Below are 26,594 nucleotides of genomic sequence, written 5' to 3'. Positions count from 1 at the left end.
TCGCCCCTTTCGTTTTATACATCCTGCCACGCTTACAGCGCTTTCAGAATCGCCTCAACGCTGTCTTTGGCATCGCCAAACAGCATCTGTGTGTTCTCTTTAAAGAACAGTGGGTTCTGTACGCCAGCGTAGCCGGTATTCATGGAACGCTTGAACACGATAACATTCTGCGCTTTCCACACTTCCAACACAGGCATGCCTGCGATTGGGCTATGCGGATCTTCCTGCGCTGCCGGGTTAACGGTGTCATTCGCGCCAATGACCAGTACGGTGTCGGTATCGGTGAAATCATCATTAATTTCATCCATTTCCAACACGATGTCGTAAGGCACTTTTGCTTCAGCCAACAGCACGTTCATATGACCAGGCAAACGACCCGCAACCGGGTGGATACCAAAGCGAACGTTGATACCACGGGCGCGCAGTTTTGCGGTGATGTCATGCACAGGGTACTGAGCCTGTGCGACGGCCATACCGTATCCTGGAGTGATGATGACTGAGGTTGAGTTCTTGAGCAAATCAGCCACGTCTTCCGCTGAAGCCTCACGGTATTCACCGACCTCTTCACTCTCACCAGAAGAAACGCCGTCCGTACCAAAACCGCCGGCAATAACGCTGATGAAGGAGCGGTTCATCGCTTTACACATGATGTAAGACAGAATGGCACCCGAAGAACCCACCAGAGCACCAGTAACGATCAGCAGGTCATTGCTCAGCATGAAGCCTGCGGCCGCTGCCGCCCAACCGGAATAGGAGTTCAGCATAGAAACGACGACCGGCATGTCTGCACCGCCAATCGACGCAACCAGATGCCAACCAAACACCAGCGCAATCGCCGTCATCAGAATCAGCGCCAGTACCTGCAGCGCTACGCTGCCCGTATTGACGAAAACCAGAAGCAGCAGGAAGGATACAACCAGCGCCGCCAGATTCATTTTGTGGCGATGAGGCAGCATCAACGGCTTGGAAGAGATTTTTCCGCGCAATTTGCCGAAAGCAACAACCGAGCCCGTGAAGGTCACGGCACCGATGAAGATCCCCAGGAAGACTTCCGTCAAATGGATATTGACCATCACCGGATCGGTAATTTCACCGTGATCGAGGAAGCTGTTAAAGCCAACCAGTACCGCAGCCAAGCCCACAAAACTGTGGAGGATAGCGACCAGTTCTGGCATTTCGGTCATTTCAACTTTACGTGCCAGATAAATACCGATTGATCCACCGATCGCCATGGCAACGATGATCCAGCCAACGTTGCCAGAATCAGGCCCCAAAATCGTTGCGACTAGCGCAAGCGCCATCCCGCTGATACCGAAGATGTTCCCTTGTTGCGACGTTTCGTGCTTGGACAAGCCCGCCAAACTGAAAATAAAGAGAATTGCGGCAACAATGTATGCAGCAGTTACTAATCCACCAGACATGTGTTACCCCTTAGTTTTTACGGAACATTTTCAGCATGCGCTGAGTCACGGTGAAACCACCGAAAATATTGATGCTGGCGATCAATACGGCAATGAATGAGAAGAACGACACCCATCCGCCGTGACCGATCTGCAACAATGCTCCGACAACGATAATGCCTGATATTGCGTTAGTGACTGACATCAATGGCGTGTGCAAGGCGTGGCTGACATTCCAGACAACGTAGTAGCCCACCACACAGGACAGCGCAAAAACGGTAAAGTGAGACAGGAACTCTTTCGGTGCAACATCGGCCAGCCAGCCAAACAGCAGAATGGCGATCACGAGGAACGCGTATTTCTTCCACGGCGACGTCGGCTTGGCTTCTTCTTTCACCACTGCGGCAGGTTTGGCCTGCTGTGGCTGCGCTGAAACCTGGATTGGCGGTGCCGGCCAGGTGATCTCACCTTCTTTAATGACGGTCACACCGCGAATCACGGTATCGTCAAAATCGACATCGATTTCGCCGTTTTTCTCTTTGCAGAGCAATTTCAGCAGGTTAACCAGGTTCGTGCCGTAAAGCTGTGAGGATTGCGTCGGCAGACGGCTGGGTAAATCGGTATAGCCGATAATTTTGACGCCGTTTTCCGTCACGGTAACGCGATCGGCCACGGTCAGTTCGCAGTTTCCGCCTGTCTGCGCCGCTAAATCGACAATCACACTGCCGGGCTTCATGCTCAGCACCATGTCTTTGGTGATCAGGCGTGGTGCCGGTTTTCCGGGAATCAGTGCCGTAGTGACGATAATGTCGACGTCTTTCGCCTGTGCAGCAAACAGTTCCATTTCGGCTTTGATAAAGGCTTCAGACATGACCTTAGCATAGCCGTCACCGCTGCCTGCTTCCTCTTCAAAATCGAGTTCGAGGAACTCGGCCCCCATGCTCTTAACCTGCTCTTTTACTTCAGGGCGGGTATCAAAAGCACGAACGATAGCACCTAAGCTACCCGCAGCGCCGATCGCAGCCAAACCAGCCACACCAGCACCGATAATCATGACTTTGGCAGGTGGAACTTTACCCGCAGCGGTAATTTGCCCAGTAAAGAAGCGACCAAACTCGTGGGCGGCTTCAACGATGGCGCGATAACCAGCAATGTTGGCCATCGAGCTGAGCGCATCGAGTGACTGCGCGCGCGAAATACGCGGCACGGAATCCATCGCCATCACCGTCACCTGACGGGCCGCCAGTTTTTCCAGCAGTGCCGGATTTTGCGCTGGCCAGATAAAGCTGACAACCGTACTGCCCGCACGGGTCAGTTCGATTTCATCATCCTGCGGCGCATTCACCTTCAGGACGATATCGGATTGCCAGACTTCCGAACTGTCAACAATCGACGCGCCGGCTTCTTCATATGCCGCATCGTCAAAACTTGCCAGTTTTCCCGCTTCACGTTCTATCGAGACCGTAAAACCCAGTTTCAGCAGTTGTTCAACCGTTTTCGGCGTCGCTGCTACACGGGCTTCATTGGCCAACCGCTCTCTTGGTACACCAATACGCATACTGATACCCTTTTCGCTTATTTTTAACGAAGGTTATTATTCTCACCCTACTCTGTTATACGAATTCGCCGAGACCTGCTGCACCCTGTATCCCCGCATTCACGCGGTAGGAAGAGGGTCTTATCATCTTCTTGCCACACGCTTTTTTGGGGCGTCTCACTGTAGGCGAACTCATTTATAACGTACTGAAAATGTGATCGATGATCCATAAATAAAATGAATTTCACAGAAAAGCCGAGTTATCACAGGTTATGCCAGCCTTTCTTGGTCGAAAATCATGCTCTTCTCTGCCTTTTGTAGCATTATTACAGAAGTATTTTTCGGTGCTGTTTCACAAAAATGGTGTGTTACAAGGTTGTTAATGTGATAAATCACATAAATATCCCTTATGATGGCAAAACAATCATTAACCGTTATTATTAGCACTTTTCTTGTTCCGCACCGAAGCATTACGGCTTTTCAGCCTCGTTGAAAATGCTAAAGCACAAGAATTTATTCCGTGCGATAATCAGCCCTATTCCGTTACAGGTTGATTGCTATACCTTAAATAATTCGAGTTGCAGGAAGGCGAAAGGATTTTTTATGAAGCTGAAGACTACTGTTATTGCGTCCACGTTATTGTTATCACTCTCGGCATTTTCAGCGCAGGCTGCACAGGAACTGACACCTGAGCAGGCAAAATCCCTGCAACCTTTTGAACGCATTACGTTCAAGGGGCGTTTTAATGCGATCAATGAAGCGGTTGCCGCGGCCTCAACACGTGCAGACAAGTTGGGTGCAGCGTCGTTTTATGTTCAGTCTATGACGGATGCTAATTCAGGCGAATCCTGGAATGTGACTGTCGATCTGTACCATAAAGATGCCCCTAAAGCGAAACAGAACGTGCAATATCGCACCATCTACGGCGTGAAAGAATTGCCGAAAGATGCGGCTTACCTGCTGGAGCCTTATGACACCGTCACGGTGAGCGGTTTATTCAGCACTCAGCCTGATCTGATCGATGCGATTGCGAAAGCAGCAAAAGAGAAAAATGCTGATTCGTTCTACATTGTGCGCCAAATCGATGTGAACTCGAATAGTGCGAACCAAAGGGCAACCGCATTTATCTATAAAGCCGATGCGCCAAAGCGCCAGCTTCAGAGACCTGATGCGATCCCTGCCGATTCTGATGCGGGGCGCGCTGCACTGGCTGCCGGTGGTGCAGAAGCAGCGAAAGTAGAAATCCCAGGCGTTGCTTACTCGGATAGCCCTAGCCGCAGCGTGGGCAACTTCTTTGAAACGCAATCCTCGAAAGGTGGACGTTACACGGTAACGCTATCTGATGGCACACAGATTCAGGAACTGAACAATGCCACGGCGGCACAGATGGTGCCTTTCGACTCCATCCAGTTCCGTGGTAGCTACACCAATATTACACAGATATCTGAAGCCGTTGCTAAACGTGCGGGCGAGAAAGGTGCCAAGTACTACCACATCACCAGACAGTGGGAAGGCAAAGGCAACAACATGACCATCAGCGCCGATCTCTATAAATAACAACGAGCTTGCAGCGTTGTAGAAAGCCACAAACGTTATCAACAAAAAACCCGCGATATCGCGGGTTTTTTTATGTCAGTAATCAATTTTGCTGTAAGCAGAGGATTACTTACTGGTATCCAGTTCTGGGAAGTTTTTCACCAGATCGTCAATCGCTTTGATCTGTTGCAGGAACGGCTCCAGTTTATCCAGCGGCAGCGCAGACGGGCCATCGCATTTTGCATTCGCGGGATCTGGGTGAGCTTCAATGAACAGCCCTGCCAGACCAACAGCCATACCGGCGCGCGCCAGTTCCGTCACCTGACCACGACGGCCACCGGACGCGGCACCAAACGGGTCGCGGCACTGTAGCGCATGCGTAACGTCAAAAATCACCGGTGAACCGTTAGAAACCTGCTTCATGACGTTGAAGCCGAGCATATCAACAACCAGATTGTCGTAACCGAAGTTGCTGCCGCGATCGCACAGGATGACCTGATCGTTGCCGCCTTCGATGAACTTATCGACGATATTACCCATTTGCCCCGGGCTGACGAACTGCGGTTTTTTCACGTTGATTACCGCACCCGTTTTCGCCATCGCTTCGACCAGGTCAGTTTGACGTGCCAGAAACGCAGGAAGCTGGATCACATCAACCACATCGGCAACAGGCTGCGCCTGGTGTGCTTCATGCACGTCAGTGATAATTTTTACGCCAAAGGTCTGTTTCAGTTCCTGGAAGATCTTCATCCCTTCTTCCAGACCAGGACCACGGTAAGAGTGAATCGAGGAGCGGTTAGCCTTATCGAATGACGCTTTGAACACGTAAGGAATGCCCAACTTCTGCGTGACCGTGACGTAATGCTCACAAATGCGCATCGCCAGATCGCGTGATTCAAGAACATTCATACCGCCAAACAGCACAAAAGGCAGATTATTGGCGACGGGGATATCCCCTATCTTGACCACTTTATTCGTCATACTTTTACCTTCATGTCGGGAAATAAATTAACGCTGCATTACTGCAAAACGGTTCTTAATGTAAGACTGTTTTTTTAATGCAAGACAATCTGTTTCTGCTCTATCGAGTGAATCTGTACTTTTATCATTTCACTCACTGGATCTTCCGGGCACTGTTCAACGAAATAGTTGAGGTCGGACAGCGCAATATGGTCACAATCCAGCTGTGCATAAATCAGGCCGCGATCGCGAATTTCGTACGGATCGTCTGGGTCAAATTGCAGCACCGCTTCGCTGGCTCTTAACGCCAGTTCCATCTGCTTTTCTTCCATCAGTGCAACTTTCAACGTGTCGAGCATTTTACGCACGATCAGGACATTCTCTGCTTCATCCAGATCTTCATCCAGCAGGCGGGTTGATGGACCGATGTTACCTTTCAGCCAGACTTCCAGCACATGCTCACTCAGCGTATCGCCGTTTAGTGGATTGATCAGCCACATCTCTTCGTCGAGCCAGTCGGCTCGTAGAATCAGCTGCGTCGGGAAAATGACTGGCATCAGCGGCAGACCAAGCTCATTGGCGATGTGCAGGAAGATGACGCCAAGTGACACGGGCAGGCCCTGACGCGATTCAAGCACCTGATCGAGCCACAGTGCATCAGACAGGCGATAAACGCCGCCCGCACCGCCGAATCCCCAGGTGTGATAAAACAGCTCAATCAGCTTTTCAAGCTGAAGATCTTGCTCGAGATCGTCCGGAATAGCGGCTCGAGCGCTCTCAACCAGCTGTTGCAGATTTTGCCGCACATCCTGAGCGGGAAAGTCGCGGCGAATAGCCTGTGAAACCAACACGACACCATCACTTAGCAGCGACTGGTTGAATTCAAAATCAGCAATAGCACTCATAATTATTCCATCAGCAACGGTGACTGAGTCAGTGCCAAAAGCACGACCACACCAAAGCACATTAAAGCAGATACAAACGCCAGCCCGCGAACAGTCTGACTACGGGGGCGTTTCCCCAAGGCGACCGCGCCAAGAAGGATATAAATAATAACGCCAAACAGTTTTTCCGTCAGCCAGCTTTGCTCGGGAGTAAACGGATAAGTGTGGCTAAGCGTGATTAAACCAATACCGCTGATTAATAACAAGGTATCGTTAATATGCGGCAGGATTTTCACCCAGCGTTGTTGCAGTAACGCTGATTGCCGGCACAGCCAGAAAAAACGAGTAATAAACAGGGAAATACTGATGCCAACCGTTGCCAGATGCAGATATATCATGGCTGGGTAAAGAGTTATCACTTCCATTGCTCCTAATGCGTTTGGGCATCCAACCAGCGTCCTAACGACACGCGGTCATTGCCACCATAATCCTGACAGGTTTCTATTTGTGTGAATCCGCGTGTCTGCAAGAGCTGACGTACGGCATCAGCCTGCTGCCAGCCATGTTCCAGCAGCAGCCAGCCACCGGCCTCTAAATAATGCGGGGCAGATTCAATAATGGTGCGTAAATCCGCCAGCCCGTTGTCGGCAGCAATCAGCGCGCTGGCAGGTTCAAAACGAACATCGCCCTGCAACAAGTGCACATCATCCGCATCGATATACGGTGGATTACTGGCGATGAGCGCAAAGCGCGTTTGATCAAGCGGTGAATACCAGCTTCCAGGCAAGAAATGGGCGTTATTGAGGCCCAATTGCTGGGCATTCTTTGTCGCTAACGCGACGGCATCCGGTTGAACATCAACGCCCGTCACCCGGCAATCGCGCCGTTCACTGGCCAGCGCCAGCGCAATCGCTCCGGTTCCGGTGCCCAAATCCAATACGGCACACGGCGTTTGAGGCAGGCGCAGCAGCGCCTGTTCGACCAGACACTCGGTATCGGGGCGGGGGATCAGCGTAGCGGGCGACACAGCCAGCGGCAGTGACCAGAACTCACGCTCGCCGATCAAATAAGCAATGGGTTTTCCCTGTTCGCGGCGCGCTAGTAGTTTAGCTAACTGCTGCTGTTCAGCCGCGTTCAGCTCAGTTTCACCAAACGCCAGCAGGAACGTGCGGGGCTTACCGGTCACAAAGCCCAGCAAAATTTCCGCATCTCGCTTCGGGCTTTCTCCCGCCGCCAGTTGCGTCGTCGCAGAGATTAACCAATCCTGATAGGTCATTATTCCTGCTCGGACAACGCAGCAAGCTGATCGGCCTGATATTCCTGCACGACTGGCTGAATCAACGTATCCAATTTTCCTTCCATGACTTCGTCCAGGCGGTAAAGCGTCAGGTTAATACGGTGATCGGTCACCCTTCCCTGCGGGAAGTTATAGGTACGGATGCGGTCAGAGCGATCGCCGCTGCCGAGCAGGTTACGGCGAGTTGACGCTTCTTCCTGCTGACGTTTCTGCACTTCTGCCGCACGGATACGCGCCCCCAGCACAGACAGCGCTTTGGCTTTGTTTTTATGCTGTGAACGCTCGTCCTGACATTCCACGACAATACCGGTTGGCAAGTGAGTAATACGGATGGCGGAATCGGTGGTGTTAACGTGCTGGCCGCCCGCACCAGAAGAACGGAAGGTATCGATGCGTAAATCCGCAGGGTTGATGTCCGGCAGTTCTGCTTCCGGTACTTCCGCCATCACGGCGACCGTACAGGCCGAGGTATGAATACGCCCTTGAGATTCTGTGGCAGGAACGCGCTGCACGCGATGGCCGCCGGATTCAAATTTAAGCTGGCCGTACACGCCGTCGCCGGAAATTTTAGCGATAACTTCTTTATAACCGCCATGTTCGCCATCGCTGGCACTCATCACCTCGACGCGCCAGCGACGTGATTCGGCATAACGGCTGTACATGCGGAACAGATCGCCGGCAAAAATCGCGGCTTCGTCGCCGCCCGTCCCGGCACGCACTTCCAGAAAACAGCCGCGCTCATCGTCGGGATCTTTCGGCAACAACAGCACCTGAAGCTGTTGCTCCAGTGCTTCAATGGTCGCTTTACCCTCTTTCAATTCTTCCTGCGCCATATCGCGCATTTCAGGATCGTCCAGCATCATTTCTGCGGTCTGCTGATCCTCTTGCGCCTGCTGCCATTGCTGGAAACAGCGAGTAATATCAGTGAGCTGAGCATACTCTCGCGACAACGCGCGAAAGCGATCCATATCAGCGATGACGCTGGGCTCACCGAGTAACGCCTGGACTTCTTCATGGCGTTCTTGTAACGCTTCCAGTTTAGCAACAATAGAAGGCTTCATACGGGCGGTTAAATCCTGTAATAGAGATGAATGCTAGTCCAGCCCAAGGCTGTCACGTAAAATTTGTAACCGATTTTGGTCGCCGTCACGAGCGGCTTGCTGAAGGGATTTGGTCGGCGCGTGAATCAGGCGGTTGGTTAAACGGTGCGTCAGTTCCTGAATCACCGCTTCAACGTCATTGCCTTGTTGGATGGCAGCCAGCGCCTTGGCCGTCATTTCTGCACGCAGCTCATCGGCCTGAGCGCGATAATCGCGAATGGTCTCCACCGCGGACTGCGCACGCAGCCACGCCATGAAGTCGGAACTTTCCTGCTGCACGATAGATTCGGCCTGCACCGCCGCCGCTTTGCGCTGCGCGAGGTTATGCTGAATAATCGCGTGCAGATCGTCCACGCTGTAGAGATAAACGTTCGGTAATTTGCCGACTTCCGGCTCAATATCACGCGGAACCGCAATATCCACCATCAGCATTGGCTGATTCCGTCTCGCCTTCAGCGTCCGTTCCATCATCCCTTTTCCGATAATCGGCAGCGTACTGGCCGTTGAACTGATCACAATGTCGGCCTGAACGAGTTGTTCATCCAGCTCTGCCAACGTGATGACCTCTGCACCCACTTCCGTTGCCAGCGCCTGCGCGCGTTCACGGGTACGGTTCGCGATCACCATTTTCTGTACATTGTGCTCACGAAGATAGCGAGCAACCAGTTCAATGGTTTCTCCGGCACCAACCAGCAGCACCGTAACATCCGCCAGTGATTCAAAGATCTGCCGCGCCAGCGTACAGGCGGCAAATGCCACCGACACGGCGCTGGCACCGATATCCGTTTCCGTACGAACGCGCTTGGCCACGGTAAAAGACTTCTGGAACAATCGTTCCAGTTCGCTGGACAGGGAATGACCACGCTGTGATTCGGCAAACGCTTTCTTCACCTGTCCCAAAATCTGTGGTTCACCTAACACCAGCGAATCCAGACCGCTGGCCACGCGCATCAAATGACTAACGGCGGCGTTATCCTGATGCCAGTACAGACTGCCGTTGACCTCTTCCGGGCGCAATTGATGATATTCACACAGCCAGCGAATCAGCTGTTCACGCTGGTTTTCCTGTTCGTCAACGCTAAGATAGAGTTCCGTACGATTGCAGGTAGACAGCACAACGCCGCCCTGCACCAGCGGTTGCTGTAGCAGACTGTCGAGGGCCACCCCTAATTTATCTGGTGAGAACACAACGCGTTCACGCAGAGAAACTGGTGCGGTTTTGTGATTAATACCAAGCGCAAGCAGGGTCATTAGGCTGTTTCTGAGTAATACCGGTCTTAGTATGGATTTCGTTTGAGTCGCATTCTACTTGATGCAGGAGTGCAAGAAAAGCGACAGCGCGCGATACACCTCGTCTGAGGTAGTCACTTTTTGACAAAAAACAATAAACGCCATTAACGAATAACAACCATTGACGCTGAGCGGTAAGCCCGTTAGCGTGACGTATTTCACGAACTTCGTTCATTTACAGGATACGACCGACATGCCAACCCAAACCGTCCGATGCCTGCGTTTACTGCCTTTAGCCAGCGTGTTGCTAGCCGCCTGTAGCGTTCATCAACCCACCCAAACGAGTACAAGTCCCACCTCGCCAGAGTGGCAACAACATCAGCAAAAAGTACAGCAACTCAGCCAATACCAGACTCGCGGCGCTTTTGCCTATATCTCCGATAGCAAAAGAGTATCAGCCAATTTTTTCTGGCAGGACACACCGCCACAGCGTTATCGACTGCTGCTGACCAACCCGCTCGGCAGTACCGAATTAGAACTGCGCGCCCAGCCTGACGGCGTGCAAATCACGGATAATCAGGGCAAGCGCTACGTGGGGAAAGATGCCGAATACATGATTCAGCAGCTCACCGGCATGGCAATCCCGCTGAACAATCTGCGCCAGTGGATCCTCGGTATCCCAGGCGACGCCACCGAATTCACGTTGGATGAGCGCTCTCTGCTGAAAACCGTCACCTATCGCAAGGGCAATCAAAATTGGAATGTCAGCTATCAGAGCTACAACACCGAGCTGACGCCTCCGCTGCCAACCAGCCTGGAGCTGGTTCAGGGGGAACAGCGTATTAAGCTGAAAATGAACAACTGGATGGTTAAATAAGCGATGCAACCGACGGTTATCGAGACATGGCCTGCCCCCGCCAAGCTGAATTTGTTTCTTTATATTACTGGCCAGAGAAAAGACGGGTATCACCTTTTGCAAACACTATTCCAGTTTCTGGATTACGGTGACACCCTGACAATTCGGCCACGTGATGACGACCAGATTAACCTGCTTACCCCCGTGGACGGTGTAGAGAACGAACAAAACCTGATCGTCCGCGCCGCACGCTTATTACAGCAGCACTGCGAACGCTACGATATTCGCCCTGCTCAGTTCGGCGCAGACATCAGTATTGAGAAATGCCTGCCGATGGGCGGCGGGCTGGGCGGCGGTTCATCCAATGCGGCTACCGTTTTGGTCGCCCTTAATCATTTGTGGCAAAGCGGGCTGGGCGTTGATACCTTGGCCGAGCTAGGATTGCAATTAGGCGCCGACGTTCCCGTCTTTGTTCGTGGGCATGCCGCCTTTGCTGAAGGTATTGGTGAACAGTTAACGCCAGCAAATCCGCCAGAGAAATGGTACCTGGTGGCACACCCCGGCGTGAGTATTGCCACGCCGTTGATTTTCAGCGATCCTGAGTTGACGCGGAATTCGCCAATTCGTGATTTAGAAACTTTATTAAACCAGACCTTCGTCAATGATTGTGAAGCTATCGCAAGAAAACGTTTTCGTGAGGTTGAACAGCTACTTTCATGGCTGCTAGAATATGCCCCGGCGCGCCTGACTGGAACGGGGGCTTGTGTGTTTGCAGAGTTTGACACCGAGTTCGCAGCCCGTCAGGTGCTTGACCAGGCCCCGGAATGGCTAAACGGTTTCGTCGCGCGAGGCGTTAACGTCTCTCCGCTACAACGTACCCTTTCCGGGCAACTTTAGGTTTTGCCACACACCGGCTGCCATGCGGCCAGTCTGTAGCAAACTTAATTCATACACCCGTATGCATATTGTGCCTGTTGTTCTCCCTGCCTGGCAGGCGCAATATTTCTCTGGACGCAAGCCTGAGGTTCTTCTCGTGCCTGATATGAAGCTTTTTGCTGGTAACGCCATCCCGGAACTAGCACAACGTATTGCCAACCGTTTGTACACTAGCCTTGGCGACGCCGCTGTCGGTCGTTTTAGCGATGGCGAAGTCAGCGTGCAAATCAATGAAAATGTACGCGGTGGTGATATTTTCATCATCCAGTCCACCTGTGCACCCACCAATGACAACCTGATGGAACTGGTTGTGATGGTCGATGCTCTGCGTCGCGCTTCCGCGGGACGTATTACCGCTGTTATCCCCTACTTCGGCTATGCCCGTCAGGACCGTCGCGTGCGTTCCGCACGTGTGCCAATCACCGCGAAAGTCGTTGCTGACTTCCTGTCCAGTGTCGGTGTTGACCGTGTTCTGACTGTTGATCTGCACGCTGAGCAGATTCAGGGTTTCTTCGATGTTCCGGTAGATAACGTATTCGGTAGCCCGATCCTGCTGGAAGATATGCTGCAACAGAATCTGGAAAACCCGATCGTGGTTTCTCCTGATATCGGTGGCGTTGTGCGCGCGCGCGCAATCGCTAAACTGCTGAACGATACCGACATGGCGATCATCGACAAGCGCCGTCCGCGTGCCAACGTTTCTCAGGTGATGCACATCATCGGTGACGTCGCTGGCCGTGACTGTGTACTGGTTGACGATATGATCGATACTGGCGGCACGCTGTGTAAAGCGGCGGAAGCGCTGAAAGAACGTGGTGCTAAACGCGTATTCGCTTATGCCACACACCCGATCTTCTCAGGCAATGCTTACGAGAACATCAAGAACTCTGTAATTGATGAAGTGATTGTCTGCGACACTATTCCGCTAGCGGAAAACATTCGTTCACTGCCGAATGTTCGTACGTTAACGCTGTCCGGGATGTTGGCAGAAGCGATTCGTCGTATCAGCAACGAAGAATCTATTTCTGCGATGTTTGAGCATTAATCGTTGCTGATCGGGTAACCGCTCGCAAACGATAATGAGGGAGCCACCTGTAACAAGGTGGCTTTCTTATTTTCATCACTGTAAAAAACACTATCGCTATAAAAAACAAAAAACCGCCATAGCGAAGCTACAGCGGCTCTCATGTTCAATTTTCATTAACGTCTATGGCGCCATTAACGATTATGGGTGACGTTGGCGGCGGCAACGCTTATCAAAGTGTTTAACCCACCAATAACGGTCTGCGACTTCCTCACGCCCGCTAATACGTGCTCCCACTAACCAAAGTATTGCACCAGAGAAAATACCGACCAGATCAATATACGTCATATATTCAGGGACATTCAGTTTAGGGAATTGGCTGGCGATGGAAAAGCCAATGCCGCCAATCATCAGAATCATACCGAGCCCCATCAACATGTTACCCAATACTGTCACGTTTTTACGTTTCATCTGCCACCTCCAGATTAATTCTGTGGATGAATCGGAGTGCCATTACCGCTTACTTTCTTATTATTGATGTAATTATAGACAATAATGTGCATGGATGATTGCGGGAGGGATCACAGATAAAAGGGATGGTTAATATTTTTTTACGTTTAAACAAATAAATAGACAAAAAACCGAATAATCACGGCACTGAACAAATAACATGATATTTACATTCCAACACCGAGATTTTGCTATCCAGCATACGGTGTGTAAACTAGCGCTTTCGTTTATCACGCTACCCTGCGTCAGTTTAAGCACGCAATCTGGAATATACCGTGAGCAGCATTAAATTAATTGTCGGCCTGGCAAATCCTGGCGCTGAATATGCCGCCACCCGCCATAATGCGGGCGCCTGGTTTGTCGATCGTCTGGCGGACGCTTACCGTCAGCCGCTGAAAGAAGAAAGCAAATTTTTTGGTTACACGTCCCGTCTGAATCTGGCTGGGCAAGATGTACGCCTGCTGGTCCCTACCACGTTCATGAATTTGAGTGGCAAAGCCGTCGCGGCAATGGCCACCTTCTATCGCATCCAGCCTGATGAAATTCTGGTTGCACACGATGAACTGGATTTATTACCGGGGATTGCCAAACTTAAACTGGGTGGCGGGCACGGCGGCCATAACGGGCTGAAAGACATCATCAGCAAATTGGGTAACAACCCAAACTTCCATCGTTTGCGTATTGGTATCGGCCATCCGGGCGATAAAAACAAAGTTACTGGCTTTGTGCTGGGTAAACCGCCGACAAGCGAGCAGACGTTAATCGACGATGCCATTGACGAAGCCGTGCGCTGCACAGAAATTCTGATGAAAGAAGACATGATCAAAGCGATGAACCGCTTGCATGCCTTCAAACCAGCATAAACTGGTCAGAATGCGGATGGGAGATCGAGATAAATCGCCATTCCGTGTATAATCGGCCGAAATGTTTCCATTCTGACAGGCAAAATATAGTAATTGCCTGATTAATAAGTTATTTAAGGTGATATAAACATGGGATTCAAATGCGGTATCGTTGGGCTGCCTAACGTCGGTAAATCCACTCTGTTCAATGCGTTGACCAAAGCCGGCATCGAAGCGGCCAACTTCCCGTTTTGTACCATCGAGCCAAATACCGGCGTCGTGCCGATGCCCGATCCACGTCTGGACAAACTGGCCGAAATCGTTAAGCCGCAGCGTATCCTCCCTACTACCATGGAATTTGTTGATATCGCCGGTCTGGTAAAAGGCGCGTCCAAAGGTGAAGGTTTGGGTAACCAGTTCCTGACCAACATCCGTGAAACGGAAGCTATTGGCCACGTTGTGCGCTGCTTCGAAAATGACAATATCATCCACGTAAACAACAAAGTTGACCCTGCGGATGACATCGACGTGATCAACACTGAGCTGGCGTTGTCTGACCTCGATACCTGCGAACGCGCCATTCATCGCGTGCAGAAAAGAGCCAAAGGCGGCGATAAAGATGCTAAAGCTGAACTGGCCGCGCTGGAGAAATGCTTACCGCAGTTGGAGAACGCCGGGATGCTGCGTTCGCTGGATTTAAGCGATGAAGATAAAGCAGCAATCAAATACCTGAGCTTCCTGACGCTGAAACCAACCATGTACATTGCCAACGTCAACGAAGACGGTTTTGAAAATAACCCGTACCTCGATAAAGTGCGCGACATCGCTGCCGCTGAAGGTTCTGTCGTTGTGGCCGTCTGTGCGGCCGTTGAATCAGATATCGCGGAATTGGATGACGCTGACCGCGAAGAGTTTATGGCTGAGTTAGGTCTGGAAGAACCGGGCCTGAACCGCGTTATCCGTGCGGGTTATGAACTGCTGAACCTGCAAACCTACTTCACCGCGGGCGTGAAAGAGGTTCGTGCATGGACCATCCCTGTCGGCGCCACCGCCCCACAGGCTGCGGGTAAAATTCACACCGACTTCGAGAAAGGCTTCATCCGCGCACAAACTATCGCCTATGAAGATTTCATCTCCTACAAAGGTGAACAAGGCGCGAAAGAAGCCGGAAAGATGCGTTCAGAAGGCAAGGACTACATCGTAAAAGATGGCGACGTTATGAACTTCCTGTTCAACGTCTAATCGCTTCTGTTGTCTCATGAGGTGCACTGCAACCTCGTGAATATCACAAAAATCCACGCCATTGCGTGGATTTTTGTTTTCATGATGTCTCATTCCATCTCATGACAGCGCAGTAAAAAATGAGACGCGGCTGGTGTTGCGACAGTGGCTCAGAAGCCCCGGCTGGAACGGGACTTATCGCTCGCCGGCGGTAACAGAGATGCCTACCTTTTTTTGCACTCCCTCCTCAACCACCTCGATCGAAGAGGAATATGGCGTACCCAATTTGTTGGCGCCGACAATAGCCAGAATATCTATACCTCGCTCAGCAAGCTCACTCATTGCGAACGCAGGCAAAAGCTGAGCAAGGATATTTACGGCGAATGCAGGAACGTCAAAACTTTTTTCCAGAGTTCCAGCAACGAATTTTTCCACGTTGATTTTTGACACAAGCGGCTCCTGTATGGGGGAATAGGCTAACGGCTAAGTTGCCGCGCGGTTTCACCTACCACGGCAATCACGAGTTTAGGCCGTTCTCCGGCCACAATCGCAGGACGCGTGGCATCTTCTGCCACGGTTCGCAACAACTGCGATGTCGTGCGTTTCAGGTAGCGCTTAAGGTAGCCGTTAGTGCTACGCACAAAGTTGAAAGGTAGCACTTGATCCCTGATTTGCAGATTGTTGCGCAGCAACGAGGTGTAGTCCTTGTAGAACAGCATTGTCACCACGGCCAGCACAGCTAATGTCACCAGAACATTGCCCAGCCACCATGGCGCGTTTTGGAAGGGATGTTCGGTCTGTTTGGTGGGTAGACAAACCATCACCGCAGCAGGTAACACACCAAGCACAAGAATGGTGAGCAGCAAGGGAATGGAAAAGTACGAGGCGAGTTCTGCCTGATTGGTCTCGAAGATGTTCTGCACCATGCTGCGATCGATCAGCACGTTATAGCTGAACATGAAGTAACTACAGCTGGCGCTGATGACAACCAAGAGTGCCAATAGCGGCTTACGCACACACGGTAATGCCAAAACGGGCGTGAGCAACAGGTTGATAAGGCAGAAAAAGAAAACCGGCAGGCTGATGAAAAACAGCAAGCCGTGTAAGCTGTTGATCTCCACGTTAGACCATAGCATTTGCCACAGCCCAACGTTGCCAATGGTGGTGAAGAACAGTGCGGCTACCCAAGTCAATTGTATCGGGTTGAGCTGCAAGGATGACAGACGTTGAAACACGCGTAATCCCCAATGAGTTGAAAGTGCGCGTAGTATCAAAAAGTGTGTGTCAAGATGTTGTTAAGATTCCGGTAACCTATTTAAGACGCTAATTATTTATGACCCGCCTGCTCATTATCGAAGACAACCCTGAGTTAGTTGCCAACCTGTACGAGTTTTTCGAGCCGCTGGGCTATGTGCTGGATGACGCACGTGATGGTGCCACGGGCCTGCGTATGGCCACACAGAATGATTACGACGCCATTTTGTTGGATCTGATGCTGCCGCGACTGGACGGTATGACGCTGTGCCGAAAGCTCCGTCAGGAATTTCAGAATCCTGTGCCGGTGTTGATGCTGACCGCACGCGATCCGATAGATGATCGCGTGCAGGGCCTTGCGTTGGGTGCTGACGATTACCTGATAAAACCCTTTTCGCTTCAGGAGCTGGACGCACGCATCAAGGCCCTGGTGCGCCGAGCCCAAGGGCAACAAGTACAGGGCACGCTAGTCTGGGGAGATCTACAGGTAGACACCCGCACACCACAGGCACAGCGGCAGGGCCAGACGATCACCCTGACCCCAACCACGCATAAATTACTGCTGTGCCTGATACGATCCGCCCCTGCAGTCGTCAAAAAACAGGAGATGGAATATTTGCTCTGGGGTGACGAACCGCCTGATAGTGGCGCTTTGCGCACACATATTCATGATTTGCGCCAGCGAGTTGACAAAAACTTCACATCTGCGCTGATAGAAACGGTGCATGGCATCGGTTTACGCCTGCATAAGCCCGGGGAGGCTGCACCGGAATAATCATACAAGGGCAGAATAATCATCATGAAATCCATTTATCAACAGGTGACGCTCAAGACGCGCATTATGGTTTCCTTCGTGCTGCTGATGGTGGCAGTCATGGCGTTTGTGGTTGTAGCAGATCAACTCGACTACGATGAACTGAGAGCGTATGTGATCTCAGAAAACCTGCGTAACGAGGTGCTGCCTCAACTGGAAGCCGACATTGCCAAAGGCATTACTCCCACCCTGCCTGAAGGCAACCTGCTCTATGATGCGCAGACCGCGCCCGATGCCCTGCGCCAGTATGCGCCGGGCTACCACCGTATGGAAAAACCCGATGGTTGGCACCTGCTGGTGTTCGAACTTAACGATCGGCGCTACTACCTGTTGCAGGATGGCAAGGATTACGAGTATCTGGAGTACCTAATTGACGGCTTCGCGCCGCTAGTCATTCTTCTGTGTATTTTGTGTGCGTTCTGGATTGGTCGACTAACTTCGGCTCGTGTTACCGTTCCCATCATACGTCTGGCCGACGTCGTGCAGCGCAAGCAAAAGCCCTTCCCCTTTCAGGATGCACGTGACGAAATCGGCGTGCTCGCGCGCGCATTTGCGCAACACAGCGATGAGCTGGAACGGTTTCTACAGCGCGAGCGATGCTTTGTGAGCGATGCCAGCCATGAATTGCGCACACCGCTGGCCATCATTGGCGGGGCGGCGGAAACCATCGTGTACCAATTACCTGCCGACAGTCACCTGATGCCAAGCGCTGAACGTATCGTGCGCACTACGCAGGAAATGCAACGCCAGTTGACTTGCCTATTGCTGCTCTCGCGCGATCCGCAAACCTTGCCTCTCGCCGACGTGCCTCTACGTCCATTGTTCGAGGAATGCATCACGCGCTGCCAACCTTGGCTGGCGAAAAAACCGGTGGCACTCACGCTGGATGTCCCGCAAAACGCCCATCTGCACACCAATGCCGAACTGGCGCGCAGTGTGGTCTGGAACCTGCTGCGTAATGCCTGCCAATACACGGATGAAGGCGAAGTACGCATTGCCCTGCATGGCACAACGCTGATCGTTTCTGACACCGGGCCGGGCCTGCCGCCCAGCATCGACCCGCAGCAATTTCAACGTTTTCTGCCTAGCTCACGTGAAAGCGGCGAAGGGCTCGGTTTATCCATCGTACAACGCATTGTGGAGCATCTGGGGTGGAACATGGCGGTCGAAAGCTCAGAAAAAGGTTGTCGCTTTACGCTGGAAATACGCAGCGCAACATAATCGGGAATGGCGATATTTATCAAAGTGGTCTGTTTCCGCCTATCTCAACATCTATCCAGATGGGTGGGAGCCACCCCGTCTGTCACTCAGCACGGGGCATTTCATTAATAATCTCGAATAACGCCTATACATTATGTTTGCGGCACGGTGATTCCCGCTCATACGAACCTGAGTGCTACCACCACTGGCTAAACGTCTGCTGCGGGTTATCAACCTGAACGCGTTCACCAATACGGGGCGTCATCAGCCGCCAGGCCTGATCTTGGCTAGCCTGCGAAATACGCTGCAGCGGGTCGTTCCAGCTGTGGTGCGCCAGCTTAAATTTGCTGTTATGACTCGGTAGTACCGCTTTAGCCTGCAAATCACTGGCCGCCAGTGCGCTCTCTTCCGGCGTCATGTGAACGTAGGGCCAGTCCCGATCGTATTGTCCGCACTCCAGTATCGCGATATCGAATCCGCCCAGACGCGCGGCAATCTCCTTGTAGTGTGCGCCATAGCCGCTGTCCCCACCGAGATACAGACGATGTTGTTCCGTAATCAGCGCAAACGAGCCCCACAGCGTTTGATTATGCTTGAGGAGTCGGCCAGAAAAATGCTGTGTCGGAAGCACATGGATTTCGACCCCGTTCTCTTTCAGACTACTGAACCAGCCACCTTCCGTAATGTCTTTCTGCGGGAACCCCCATTTTACAAAATAGGAGCCCACGCCCGTTGGCGTAATGATGCGGCGGATTTTCCCGCGTAGCGCATTCAGCGTAGGGTAATCCAGATGATCCCAGTGATCGTGGGTGATCAGCAGATAGTCTATTTCGGGAACGTCTTCCGGTGAATACACATTGCTGCCCTTGAAGGCGACATTGGTGCGCGGCACTGGCGAAGCGTTGTCGCTAAATACCGGATCCAGCAGGAACGTTTTCCCTTCCAGTTGAATGAAATAGCTGGAATGGCCCATCCAGATGATGACGTTATCCGTTTTACTTAACTGATGCAGATCGGTCTTTTCCGACGGCAGTTGGGTATCGGGCAACGCGCCAGCGTCTTTCTCGAAAAGAAAGCGGTACAGCAGAGCCCAACGGTTCTGACTCGCCACCGTTGGGCGGGCGACCGGGTTATGAAACGCACCATCGCGAAAGAGTGGGTTTTCCGGCTGGGGCTTGACCTCTGGTGATACATACTGCGGCTGTTTTAACCAGCCGTAAACGGCGACTACAATCACAGCCAAAACGAGTAACAAAAGCATAAGGTTTATCCGGTGTTGTTTCGTAATGAAGTCGTTTCGTGATGAATACAGTTTCGTAATGATACGGTCAGGGATCGACTTTCTGGCACCGGCAGTTATGCACGAACGCCAGGAATCTGGCAAGGGCGCATCAGGGGATTTTTGGTGCAAAAAAAGCGAAGGTGCTCGCCTTCGCTCTGAGGTTCTGATGAGAGACAGTGACAGTCTGTCACCGATGGCACCCGTTCTGGTGCATCAGGCGTGTATTATTTTTTAAGCGCCAGCAGCGTTTTTCCCATCTCGATAACGAATGCATTTTGTTGCCCGATGACCTTATGCCGTTCGGCTTCATCCTGCATATTATCGACCGTATTAATGGCCTGCACTTCCAGCACACGACCTTTAATCAGCGTCGAACACAGCGAATGCAGGACCTTGTTATTTAGAATCGTTTGTAAGCAGCGGAAAGGCGTCGCATCGTCAATATTTCCCGCACGCTGATCGGGTTTGATGCGTTGACGCAGCATCTCTTTTTCCGTGCTGGCGATCACGGCATCCAGATCGCTGGGTGTCGAAGCGATGGGAATCGTCCCTTTGCTGTTTGGCGGTAGCATATACAGTGAAACCAGCGCCTTATTGCCTGTCGTAGGATCGATATATTCGGTCTGCACCATGTGGTTTGCCGCATCGACCACTTTGTCCCGCTGAATCATGTTCAGCAGTTGCGCAGGTAATGCATCGGTCAAATTCTGCGTGGTATAGCCGACGAACAAATCTGGATCTTTTGTCTCTGCGACACCGTACAACGGCAGAGCCAGTAACAGGCCCACAATCCCTTTCTTTATCACACTGATTTTCATTATATTCCTCGACGATTCATTGTGTGCATTCCCCTATCCCACCACGCGTTATTCTTCACACGCTAACGCGGATAACCGCTGGTCTTTTTAGCACGTTTACACGCAGCAACACATTCTACAACCACAGGAAAGAATAGCATTTTTTATACAAAAACTTGTTGTCGGAGGATTCCTTCGCTAGAATCGCGCCGTTTACTCATCCTCAATGTGTCATTTGGAGCCCCAAAGTGCCCTGTACGTCAGCCTCCCACTAACCGCCGACGACTGCATTAAGCAGCCTCGATTCGGCGCAGTCTGCGCCAGCGTTGGCTGCGGTACGAATTCCCTTCTTTCCCCGCGATTGTGCGGAGCAGAGAACGAATCTCCCGCTTCCTCCCCCGCGACTCTGACCTCTGGAATACCAGCGGCCGGCTATTGACTCGCGCCAGAACACGTTCGTCGGCCCTCTTTTTTACCTTAGATGGGCCTGGCTGCGCCAATAACGCAGCAGGCGAAAAACATGTATTTACATTCAATACCGTTATTAAAGTATCCGCGTACCCCTCATCTGGAAGGTTCGCGTTTACAGTCTGGCGATGATGCGTCGGACCAAATTGCACTGAAAGCGCTGGCAGGCCGTTACGTCGTGATCGAAGAAAAGATCGACGGCGCGAACAGCGGCGTATCCTTCAATGAAACGGCGGAACTTCTGCTCCAGTCGCGCGGCCATTATCTGGCTGGCGGTTCACGGGAACGGCAGTTCAACCAGTTCAAGCTCTGGGCTACCGCGCACGAAATGCGTTTTCTTGAGCTACTGGAAGACCGCTTCGTGATGTACGGCGAATGGGCTTACAGCAAGCATTCCGTGTTTTACGACCGTTTGCCGCACTACTTTCACGAATTTGATATTTACGATCGTCGTGACGGCATTTTTTTATCGACGGCACGCCGACACGCGATGCTGGCCGGTTCGCCCGTGTTGTCCGTTCCGGTACTTTACGCCGGAGAAATGCCAACAAACCCGGCGTTGCTGTGGAAGCTGGTATTCCGCTCGTTGGCGAAAAGCCCGAGCTGGAAGACCGCGTTCGAATCCACCGTGCAGCGTGAAGGCTTGCCGCTCGCGCTATGCTGGCAGCAAACCGATAAATCTGACCGTTCGGAAGGCCTGTATCTGAAGGTGGAGGATGATGAACAGGTACTGGCGCGCTACAAGCTGGTACGCCATGACTTCATCCAAACCATCCTGGACAGCGGCTCGCATCATTCCCGACGTCCTATTTTGCCGAACCAACTGGCTGAAGGCGTTGATCTGTACGCGCCCTGTCCAACCGTATCCTGGGAAATGCTGGGGCTGAATACGCTGCGTTCTTTGGACGCGCTCGCCGCCGCCATGCCCGATAAGTAAGGAGTAGGATTATCATGGATTGGAATACCATTAGGGGATTAGTCCCCGCCTCTGGCGCACAGCCAGATTTTGCTGATTGTCTGGACGCGTTTCCGGTGCTGCAACGCGCCAAAGAGACGCCGCAGGAGCCGCGTTATCACGGTGAAGGCGATGTCTGGACACACACCATCATGGTTGTCGAGTCGCTATTGCAGCTTCCCGATTACCAGACGGCCACTCGCGAGCAGCAGGAAATCTTGTTTTTTGCCGCGTTGCTGCATGACGTTGCGAAATATCGCACGACGGTGATTGACCCGGTAACGGGTCAGATTGGTCAGCCGGGACATTCACGCAAAGGCGCCATCGATGCTCGCGTGCTACTGTGGGATGCCGGCGTTCCGTTTGCGATTCGGGAAGCGATTTGCCGCTTAATTGCGGTGCATCAGGTACCGTTTTACTGCCTTGAGGATGAGCGGCGTCGTGTGCCGCCACTCTTCACGATACGCGAATTATCGTGGCAGTTAAGCATTCCGCTGCTGGCAACGCTGGCGGAAGCCGATATGCGTGGGCGCATCTGTCAGGATCAAGCACGCGTGCTCGACAGTATTGAACTGTTCCGCGAGCTTGCGCGGGAAGAAGGCTGTTACGGCCAGCCGAGATCGTTTGTCGATGCACACACGCGCCTGAGCTATTTTCGCGGAGCCGATGTGCATCCAGATTATCCACTGTTTCAGGAGCCGGGTTCAAAAGTCACCGTAATGTGCGGTTTACCCGCTGCGGGAAAAGACACCTGGGTGCGGACACATCGGCGCAATTTACCCGTGGTTTCTTTCGACGATGCGCGAACCGAATTGGGATTGAAACACGGCGAAAACGAAGGAAAAGCAGTGCATTGGGCGACCGACAAAGCACGTTCACTGCTGCGAACGCATGAACCGTTCGTGTGGAATGCCACACATCTGAGCCAGCAAATGCGCACCCGCACGTTAGATCTGTGCTATGCCTACGGCGCAGAAGTGGAAATTGTCTATCTGGAGCGCCCGCGTCAGGAATTACTGCGCCGCAACGGTAAACGGGACACCACATTGAGCAACAAAACGCTGCAAGGTATGCTGACGAAATGGGAGCTTCCCGCACCGACGGAAGCGCATGCGGTTAGCTATGAAAGCTAACGCAGCCGCAACGCACTCCAGCGCGGAAGCGTGGTAAATGGGATCTCGTATTCCGTGATACCGTTTCTTCCTGCACCAAAATACTGTTTTTCATAGATTAATTTATCGTCCTCGAAACGCACGGGGACGATAAATCCCCCTGCGGCCTGAGAAATCTGGCATTGCCTTTCTTCGAGCATATCAATACAGAGTAAAGCCGTTTGCGGGCCGTCGCGTTCCGCCGTGGAGAGCCACTCTTGCACTGCCAGATAACGCGAATCCGGCGACCACAGCATGTCCTTGCCGAAAACGCGATCGTTCAGTGCTTTTCCGTCGATGGAGAGCGAAAAATAAGGCGGACCAAACCGAATTTCACCAGCGCAAATCAGCATCGCGGTATGTTGTCGATCGAATGAGGGCAGTTTGTGCAGCATACGAAAGGGTTCCGAATCAGTCTGAGGTTATCTCGATCAGATTACCATCAGGATCGCTGACGATCGCCTCATAAAAACCGTCCCCTGTCATGCGCGGTGGGGCAACCAGAATACCGCGTTCCGCCGCTTTACTGGCGAATGCCTCAACATCCGCCTTGCTCCCGACAGAAATTGCGACGTGCGCCCAGCCGCAGCCTTCTTTATTGGTTAACGCTTCTGTCAACACCGGCAGCGTCATCAGCTCAATAGAAGCACCTTCGCTCAGTTGAACGAAATGCGATTCAAACCCTGGTCGATTCCGGCTCACGTATTTTTCTCCCACTTGAGCGGTGAAAAACTCCTGCCAAAATGCCGCCTGCGCGGCCAGATCGGCCGTCCATAACGCAACGTGTGCCACTTTCATCATGATTCCTTCTTAAGCGTTGTCTTTCACATCATCGGGGTAAGTTATACAAAACAGCGGCTATGACCGCGTTCCGTTCAGAATGGCTAAAACCTGCTGATGCAGCGCTGGGTTACCGGTCGCAATGACTGTGCCACCCGCTTCCGCCCGCCGCCCGTTGAGATCGGTGATAATGCCGCCCGCCTGCTCAATAATCGGGATCAACGCGACAATGTCGTAGGGCTGCAATGCAAACTCCACGCAGATATCGATCTGGCCTGCCGCCAGCATTGCCATGGCGTAACATTCACCGCCATAGCGCGTCATCAATGTGCGTTCGGTGAGTGCAGCAAAGCGAACGGTCGGGTGCATGCTCAGCGTTTCTGGCGCGGTCGTGTGTAAAATCGCCTGTTCGAGCGACACGCCTTTGCGCGTGCTTAAACGCACTTCCCCATTCCGGTCGCTACGCCAGGCCTGTGAACCATCGGCCCAGAAACACTCACCGGTAAACGGCTGGCTCATCATCCCCATCACGGCACGTTCATGGTGTAGCAGGCCGATAAGCGTTCCCCACACGGGTAGCCCGCATAAGAAAGGTCGGGTGCCATCAACCGGATCCAAAACCCAACGCACCGGGCCTTCCCCGCTCAGGCCAAATTCTTCGCCCATGATCGCGTGATTGGGATAATGGCGCGTGATGTGCTCGCGGATGACCCGCTCAGCCTCCCGATCGGCCTCCGTGACCGGATCAAAGCGAAAGCCCTCTTTTGGCTTCGTCTCAATTTGATTGGCAGTGAGGGAACGAAAACGCGGTAACGTTTCCTGACTGGCCAGCGTGGCGAGTTCGTGGAAAAAAGTAATATCGGGAAGTAACTGACTCATGGTGTTTACCACCTTCCTGCGCGTTTATATGACGGTATCATTGGATATTGATAATAAATCACAATGCTCACTTTTGCTCGATTATGAGATATTATCATAGTTAACATTATTGAATATGCAGCATCAAGCAAAAAATTGCAGTTCACATTCCCTGTATCTGGGTAAAAAATATCTGGGTAAAAAAATAGCCCCCAAACGTTACCGTTAGAGGGCTATAACAAGAATAGCTAAACGAGACTATTTCATTCAGCTCAGATCGGCGCCGTTGCTGGCGATCACTTTCTTATACCAGTAGAACGATTTCTTTTTCTTTCTGGCTAAGGTGCCTTCGCCCCGGTCGTCGCGATCGACATAGATGAAACCATAGCGTTTACTCATTTCACCAGTGGAAGCCGCAACCAGATCGATGCAGCCCCATGAGGTATAACCGATGACCGGAATACCGTCACCAATAGCGTCCGCCATCGCGCTGATGTGCTCGCGCAGGTAGCTGATGCGATAGTCATCATCAATCTCGCCCTGTGCGTTAATCTCGTCCTTCGCACCTAGCCCGTTCTCTACCAGAAACAGCGGCTTCTGATAGCGGTCATACATCATATTCATGGTGATACGCAGGCCCAGCGGGTCGATTCCCCAACCCCATTCACTCGCCTTGATATGCGGGTTCTTTAACGATTTAACGATGTTCGCTGCGCTGCTATTGTGCTCGTTCATATCTGCCGAGGCGCAACGAGAGGCGTAATAGCTGAAGGACACAAAATCCACCGTGTTCTTGAGAATCTCATCATCGCCCGGCTCTGACGCAATCGTGATGCCCTTCTCTTTAAACAACCGGCTGGTATACGCCGGATAGGTACCGCGCGCCTGCACGTCGATAAAGAACAGGTTCTCTCGATCTTTATTCAGCGCCGCCCAAACATCTTCCGGCTTGCACGACCACGGATAGAAATTACCGCCAGCCAGCATACAGCCGACCTGATTTTCCGGGTTAACTTCATGCGCAATCTTCGTCGCCAGCGCGCTTGCCACCAGTTCATGGTGCGCAGCCTGATATTTCACCTGCTCCTGATTTTCACCATAGGCAAAGACCAGACCCGCGCCGGAAAACGGGCTATGCAGCAAAATATTGATTTCATTGAACGTTAGCCAGTATTTCACCAGTCCGTCAAAGGCTTCAAAACAGGTTCTGGCATAGCGGGCAAAGAACTCCACCATTTTCCGGTTACGCCATGAACCATACTCGGTGACCAGATGCATCGGCACATCGAAATGGCACAGCGTCACCAGCGGTTCGATGTTGTATTTCTTGCACTCGGCAAACATATCGCGATAAAAGGCGATGCCGTCCGCATTGGGCGTCAGCTCATCCCCGTTCGGATAAAGTCGGCTCCAGGCGATGGAGGTACGGAACACCGTGAACCCCATTTCCGCCATCAGCGCGATATCTTCCTTATAGCGATGATAGAAATCGATCGCCTGATGGCTGGGATAAAACTCATCCTCGCGCAGCGCGAAACGCGGTTCTTGCCCCAGTTTCACCGGCAGACGATTCACGCCGTGGGGAATCATATCTACCGTCGTCAGCCCTTTACCGCCTTCGAGGTACGCGCCTTCTGCCTGATTGGCCGCAATCGCGCCCCCCCATAAGAACCCATTGGGAAATGTTGATGCAGACATACGC

Annotated in this window: 27 protein-coding genes; 10 read left to right on the top strand and 17 right to left on the bottom strand. The window is 52.2% G+C overall.

Going from position 1 to position 26,594, the window contains the following annotated elements:
- Positions 1-32 precede the first annotated feature (32 nt).
- Positions 33-1,421: a Re/Si-specific NAD(P)(+) transhydrogenase subunit beta gene (gene pntB / locus WCT94_RS15790; protein WP_336870303.1), complete on the bottom strand. Its 1,389-nt coding sequence runs from the start codon at positions 1,419-1,421 to the stop codon at positions 33-35.
- A gap of 10 nt (positions 1,422-1,431) precedes the next feature.
- Complete coding sequence (gene pntA, locus WCT94_RS15785; RefSeq protein ID WP_336870302.1) at positions 1,432-2,958, bottom strand: Re/Si-specific NAD(P)(+) transhydrogenase subunit alpha; 1,527 nt, start codon at positions 2,956-2,958, stop codon at positions 1,432-1,434.
- A gap of 582 nt (positions 2,959-3,540) precedes the next feature.
- On the opposite strand from pntA, the gene ydgH reads away from it, so the two are divergent.
- A complete protein-coding gene (ydgH, locus tag WCT94_RS15780; RefSeq protein WP_336870301.1) occupies positions 3,541-4,494 on the top strand; it encodes a DUF1471 family protein YdgH in 954 nt (317 codons plus the stop codon).
- 105 nt (positions 4,495-4,599) lie between these two features.
- Here ydgH and kdsA read toward each other — a convergent pair whose 3' ends face one another.
- From kdsA to hemA, 6 genes are all read right to left on the bottom strand, one after another.
- The gene (gene kdsA, locus WCT94_RS15775; protein ID WP_180740953.1) at positions 4,600-5,454 is read right to left on the bottom strand and encodes a 3-deoxy-8-phosphooctulonate synthase; all 855 of its coding nucleotides are present in this window, start codon (positions 5,452-5,454) and stop codon (positions 4,600-4,602) included.
- 74 nt (positions 5,455-5,528) lie between these two features.
- Entirely contained in the window at positions 5,529-6,338 is an 810-nt protein-coding gene (gene sirB1, locus WCT94_RS15770; RefSeq protein WP_319847789.1) for an invasion regulator SirB1, read from the bottom strand.
- A gap of 2 nt (positions 6,339-6,340) precedes the next feature.
- Positions 6,341-6,742 carry a SirB2 family protein gene (locus WCT94_RS15765; protein ID WP_442955493.1) on the bottom strand — a complete coding sequence of 134 codons (402 nt, stop codon included), beginning with the start codon at positions 6,740-6,742 and terminating at the stop codon, positions 6,341-6,343.
- A 5-nt stretch (positions 6,743-6,747) separates the two neighbouring features.
- A complete protein-coding gene (gene prmC, locus WCT94_RS15760) occupies positions 6,748-7,593 on the bottom strand; it encodes a peptide chain release factor N(5)-glutamine methyltransferase (protein WP_336870300.1) in 846 nt (281 codons plus the stop codon).
- Positions 7,593-8,675: a peptide chain release factor 1 gene (prfA, locus tag WCT94_RS15755; protein WP_015840345.1), complete on the bottom strand. Its 1,083-nt coding sequence runs from the start codon at positions 8,673-8,675 to the stop codon at positions 7,593-7,595. Before prfA ends, prmC begins: the two co-directional genes overlap by 1 nt.
- 33 nt (positions 8,676-8,708) lie before the next feature.
- Positions 8,709-9,965 carry a glutamyl-tRNA reductase gene (gene hemA, locus WCT94_RS15750; protein ID WP_225084716.1) on the bottom strand — a complete coding sequence of 419 codons (1,257 nt, stop codon included), beginning with the start codon at positions 9,963-9,965 and terminating at the stop codon, positions 8,709-8,711.
- Positions 9,966-10,197: 232 nt separating this feature from the next.
- On the opposite strand from hemA, the gene lolB reads away from it, so the two are divergent.
- From lolB to prs, 3 genes are all read left to right on the top strand, one after another.
- On the top strand, positions 10,198-10,821 hold the full coding sequence (gene lolB / locus WCT94_RS15745) for a lipoprotein insertase outer membrane protein LolB (protein WP_336870299.1): 624 nt from the start codon (positions 10,198-10,200) through the stop codon (positions 10,819-10,821).
- A gap of 3 nt (positions 10,822-10,824) precedes the next feature.
- Positions 10,825-11,697 carry a 4-(cytidine 5'-diphospho)-2-C-methyl-D-erythritol kinase gene (gene ispE, locus WCT94_RS15740; protein ID WP_336870298.1) on the top strand — a complete coding sequence of 291 codons (873 nt, stop codon included), beginning with the start codon at positions 10,825-10,827 and terminating at the stop codon, positions 11,695-11,697.
- 136 nt (positions 11,698-11,833) lie between these two features.
- A complete protein-coding gene (prs, locus tag WCT94_RS15735; RefSeq protein WP_010274915.1) occupies positions 11,834-12,781 on the top strand; it encodes a ribose-phosphate diphosphokinase in 948 nt (315 codons plus the stop codon).
- 180 nt (positions 12,782-12,961) lie between these two features.
- Here the strand turns inward: prs and ychH are convergent, their stop codons facing one another.
- Entirely contained in the window at positions 12,962-13,231 is a 270-nt protein-coding gene (gene ychH / locus WCT94_RS15730) for a stress-induced protein YchH (RefSeq protein WP_336870297.1), read from the bottom strand.
- Positions 13,232-13,545: 314 nt separating this feature from the next.
- Here ychH and pth point away from each other — a divergent pair, with 314 nt between their 5' ends.
- Positions 13,546-14,133, top strand: a complete 588-nt coding sequence (pth, locus tag WCT94_RS15725) for an aminoacyl-tRNA hydrolase (protein ID WP_336870296.1) — start codon at positions 13,546-13,548, stop codon at positions 14,131-14,133.
- A 129-nt stretch (positions 14,134-14,262) separates the two neighbouring features.
- A complete protein-coding gene (gene ychF / locus WCT94_RS15720) occupies positions 14,263-15,354 on the top strand; it encodes a redox-regulated ATPase YchF (RefSeq protein ID WP_336870295.1) in 1,092 nt (363 codons plus the stop codon).
- 174 nt (positions 15,355-15,528) lie between these two features.
- Here ychF and WCT94_RS15715 read toward each other — a convergent pair whose 3' ends face one another.
- Positions 15,529-15,783 (bottom strand): hypothetical protein, encoded by a 255-nt coding sequence (locus WCT94_RS15715; RefSeq protein WP_336870294.1) that lies wholly within the window; start codon positions 15,781-15,783, stop codon positions 15,529-15,531.
- A 26-nt stretch (positions 15,784-15,809) separates the two neighbouring features.
- Positions 15,810-16,568, bottom strand: a complete 759-nt coding sequence (locus WCT94_RS15710; RefSeq protein ID WP_336870293.1) for a phosphoethanolamine transferase domain-containing protein — start codon at positions 16,566-16,568, stop codon at positions 15,810-15,812.
- Positions 16,569-16,666: 98 nt separating this feature from the next.
- Between WCT94_RS15710 and WCT94_RS15705 the strand changes: the two genes are divergently transcribed.
- Positions 16,667-17,362, top strand: a complete 696-nt coding sequence (locus WCT94_RS15705; protein ID WP_336870292.1) for a response regulator transcription factor — start codon at positions 16,667-16,669, stop codon at positions 17,360-17,362.
- Positions 17,363-17,386: 24 nt separating this feature from the next.
- Positions 17,387-18,622, top strand: coding sequence for a sensor histidine kinase (locus WCT94_RS15700; protein WP_336870291.1), 1,236 nt, complete (start codon positions 17,387-17,389; stop codon positions 18,620-18,622).
- A 175-nt stretch (positions 18,623-18,797) separates the two neighbouring features.
- On the opposite strand, the gene WCT94_RS15695 is transcribed toward WCT94_RS15700, so the two are convergent.
- Both WCT94_RS15695 and WCT94_RS15690 read right to left on the bottom strand, forming a co-directional pair.
- Positions 18,798-19,862 carry an MBL fold metallo-hydrolase gene (locus WCT94_RS15695; RefSeq protein ID WP_336870290.1) on the bottom strand — a complete coding sequence of 355 codons (1,065 nt, stop codon included), beginning with the start codon at positions 19,860-19,862 and terminating at the stop codon, positions 18,798-18,800.
- A gap of 245 nt (positions 19,863-20,107) precedes the next feature.
- Positions 20,108-20,701, bottom strand: a complete 594-nt coding sequence (locus WCT94_RS15690) for a hypothetical protein (protein WP_336870289.1) — start codon at positions 20,699-20,701, stop codon at positions 20,108-20,110.
- Between the two features lie 499 nt (positions 20,702-21,200).
- Between WCT94_RS15690 and WCT94_RS15685 the strand changes: the two genes are divergently transcribed.
- Both WCT94_RS15685 and WCT94_RS15680 read left to right on the top strand, forming a co-directional pair.
- Positions 21,201-22,085, top strand: a complete 885-nt coding sequence (locus WCT94_RS15685; protein WP_319847805.1) for an RNA ligase family protein — start codon at positions 21,201-21,203, stop codon at positions 22,083-22,085.
- A 14-nt stretch (positions 22,086-22,099) separates the two neighbouring features.
- Positions 22,100-23,236, top strand: a complete 1,137-nt coding sequence (locus WCT94_RS15680) for an AAA family ATPase (RefSeq protein WP_336870288.1) — start codon at positions 22,100-22,102, stop codon at positions 23,234-23,236.
- Here WCT94_RS15680 and WCT94_RS15675 read toward each other — a convergent pair.
- The 4 genes from WCT94_RS15675 to WCT94_RS15660 all read right to left on the bottom strand — a co-directional run bounded on the left by WCT94_RS15675 (position 23,233) and on the right by WCT94_RS15660 (position 26,590).
- Positions 23,233-23,649 carry a hypothetical protein gene (locus WCT94_RS15675; RefSeq protein ID WP_336870287.1) on the bottom strand — a complete coding sequence of 139 codons (417 nt, stop codon included), beginning with the start codon at positions 23,647-23,649 and terminating at the stop codon, positions 23,233-23,235. The two genes, WCT94_RS15680 and WCT94_RS15675, sit on opposite strands and share 4 nt — an antisense overlap.
- Before the next feature lie 16 nt (positions 23,650-23,665).
- A complete protein-coding gene (locus WCT94_RS15670; protein ID WP_336870339.1) occupies positions 23,666-24,052 on the bottom strand; it encodes a VOC family protein in 387 nt (128 codons plus the stop codon).
- Between the two features lie 60 nt (positions 24,053-24,112).
- Positions 24,113-24,913, bottom strand: coding sequence for a histidinol-phosphatase (gene hisN / locus WCT94_RS15665; RefSeq protein WP_336870286.1), 801 nt, complete (start codon positions 24,911-24,913; stop codon positions 24,113-24,115).
- Positions 24,914-25,159: 246 nt separating this feature from the next.
- Positions 25,160-26,590, bottom strand: coding sequence for a 6-phospho-beta-glucosidase (locus tag WCT94_RS15660; RefSeq protein WP_336870285.1), 1,431 nt, complete (start codon positions 26,588-26,590; stop codon positions 25,160-25,162).
- Between the last annotated feature and the right edge of the window lie 4 nt (positions 26,591-26,594).

This window comes from Pectobacterium sp. 1950-15, assembly GCF_037136835.1.
Taxonomy (GTDB): domain Bacteria; phylum Pseudomonadota; class Gammaproteobacteria; order Enterobacterales; family Enterobacteriaceae; genus Pectobacterium.
This window is presented reverse-complemented; position numbering and strand designations above follow the sequence as displayed.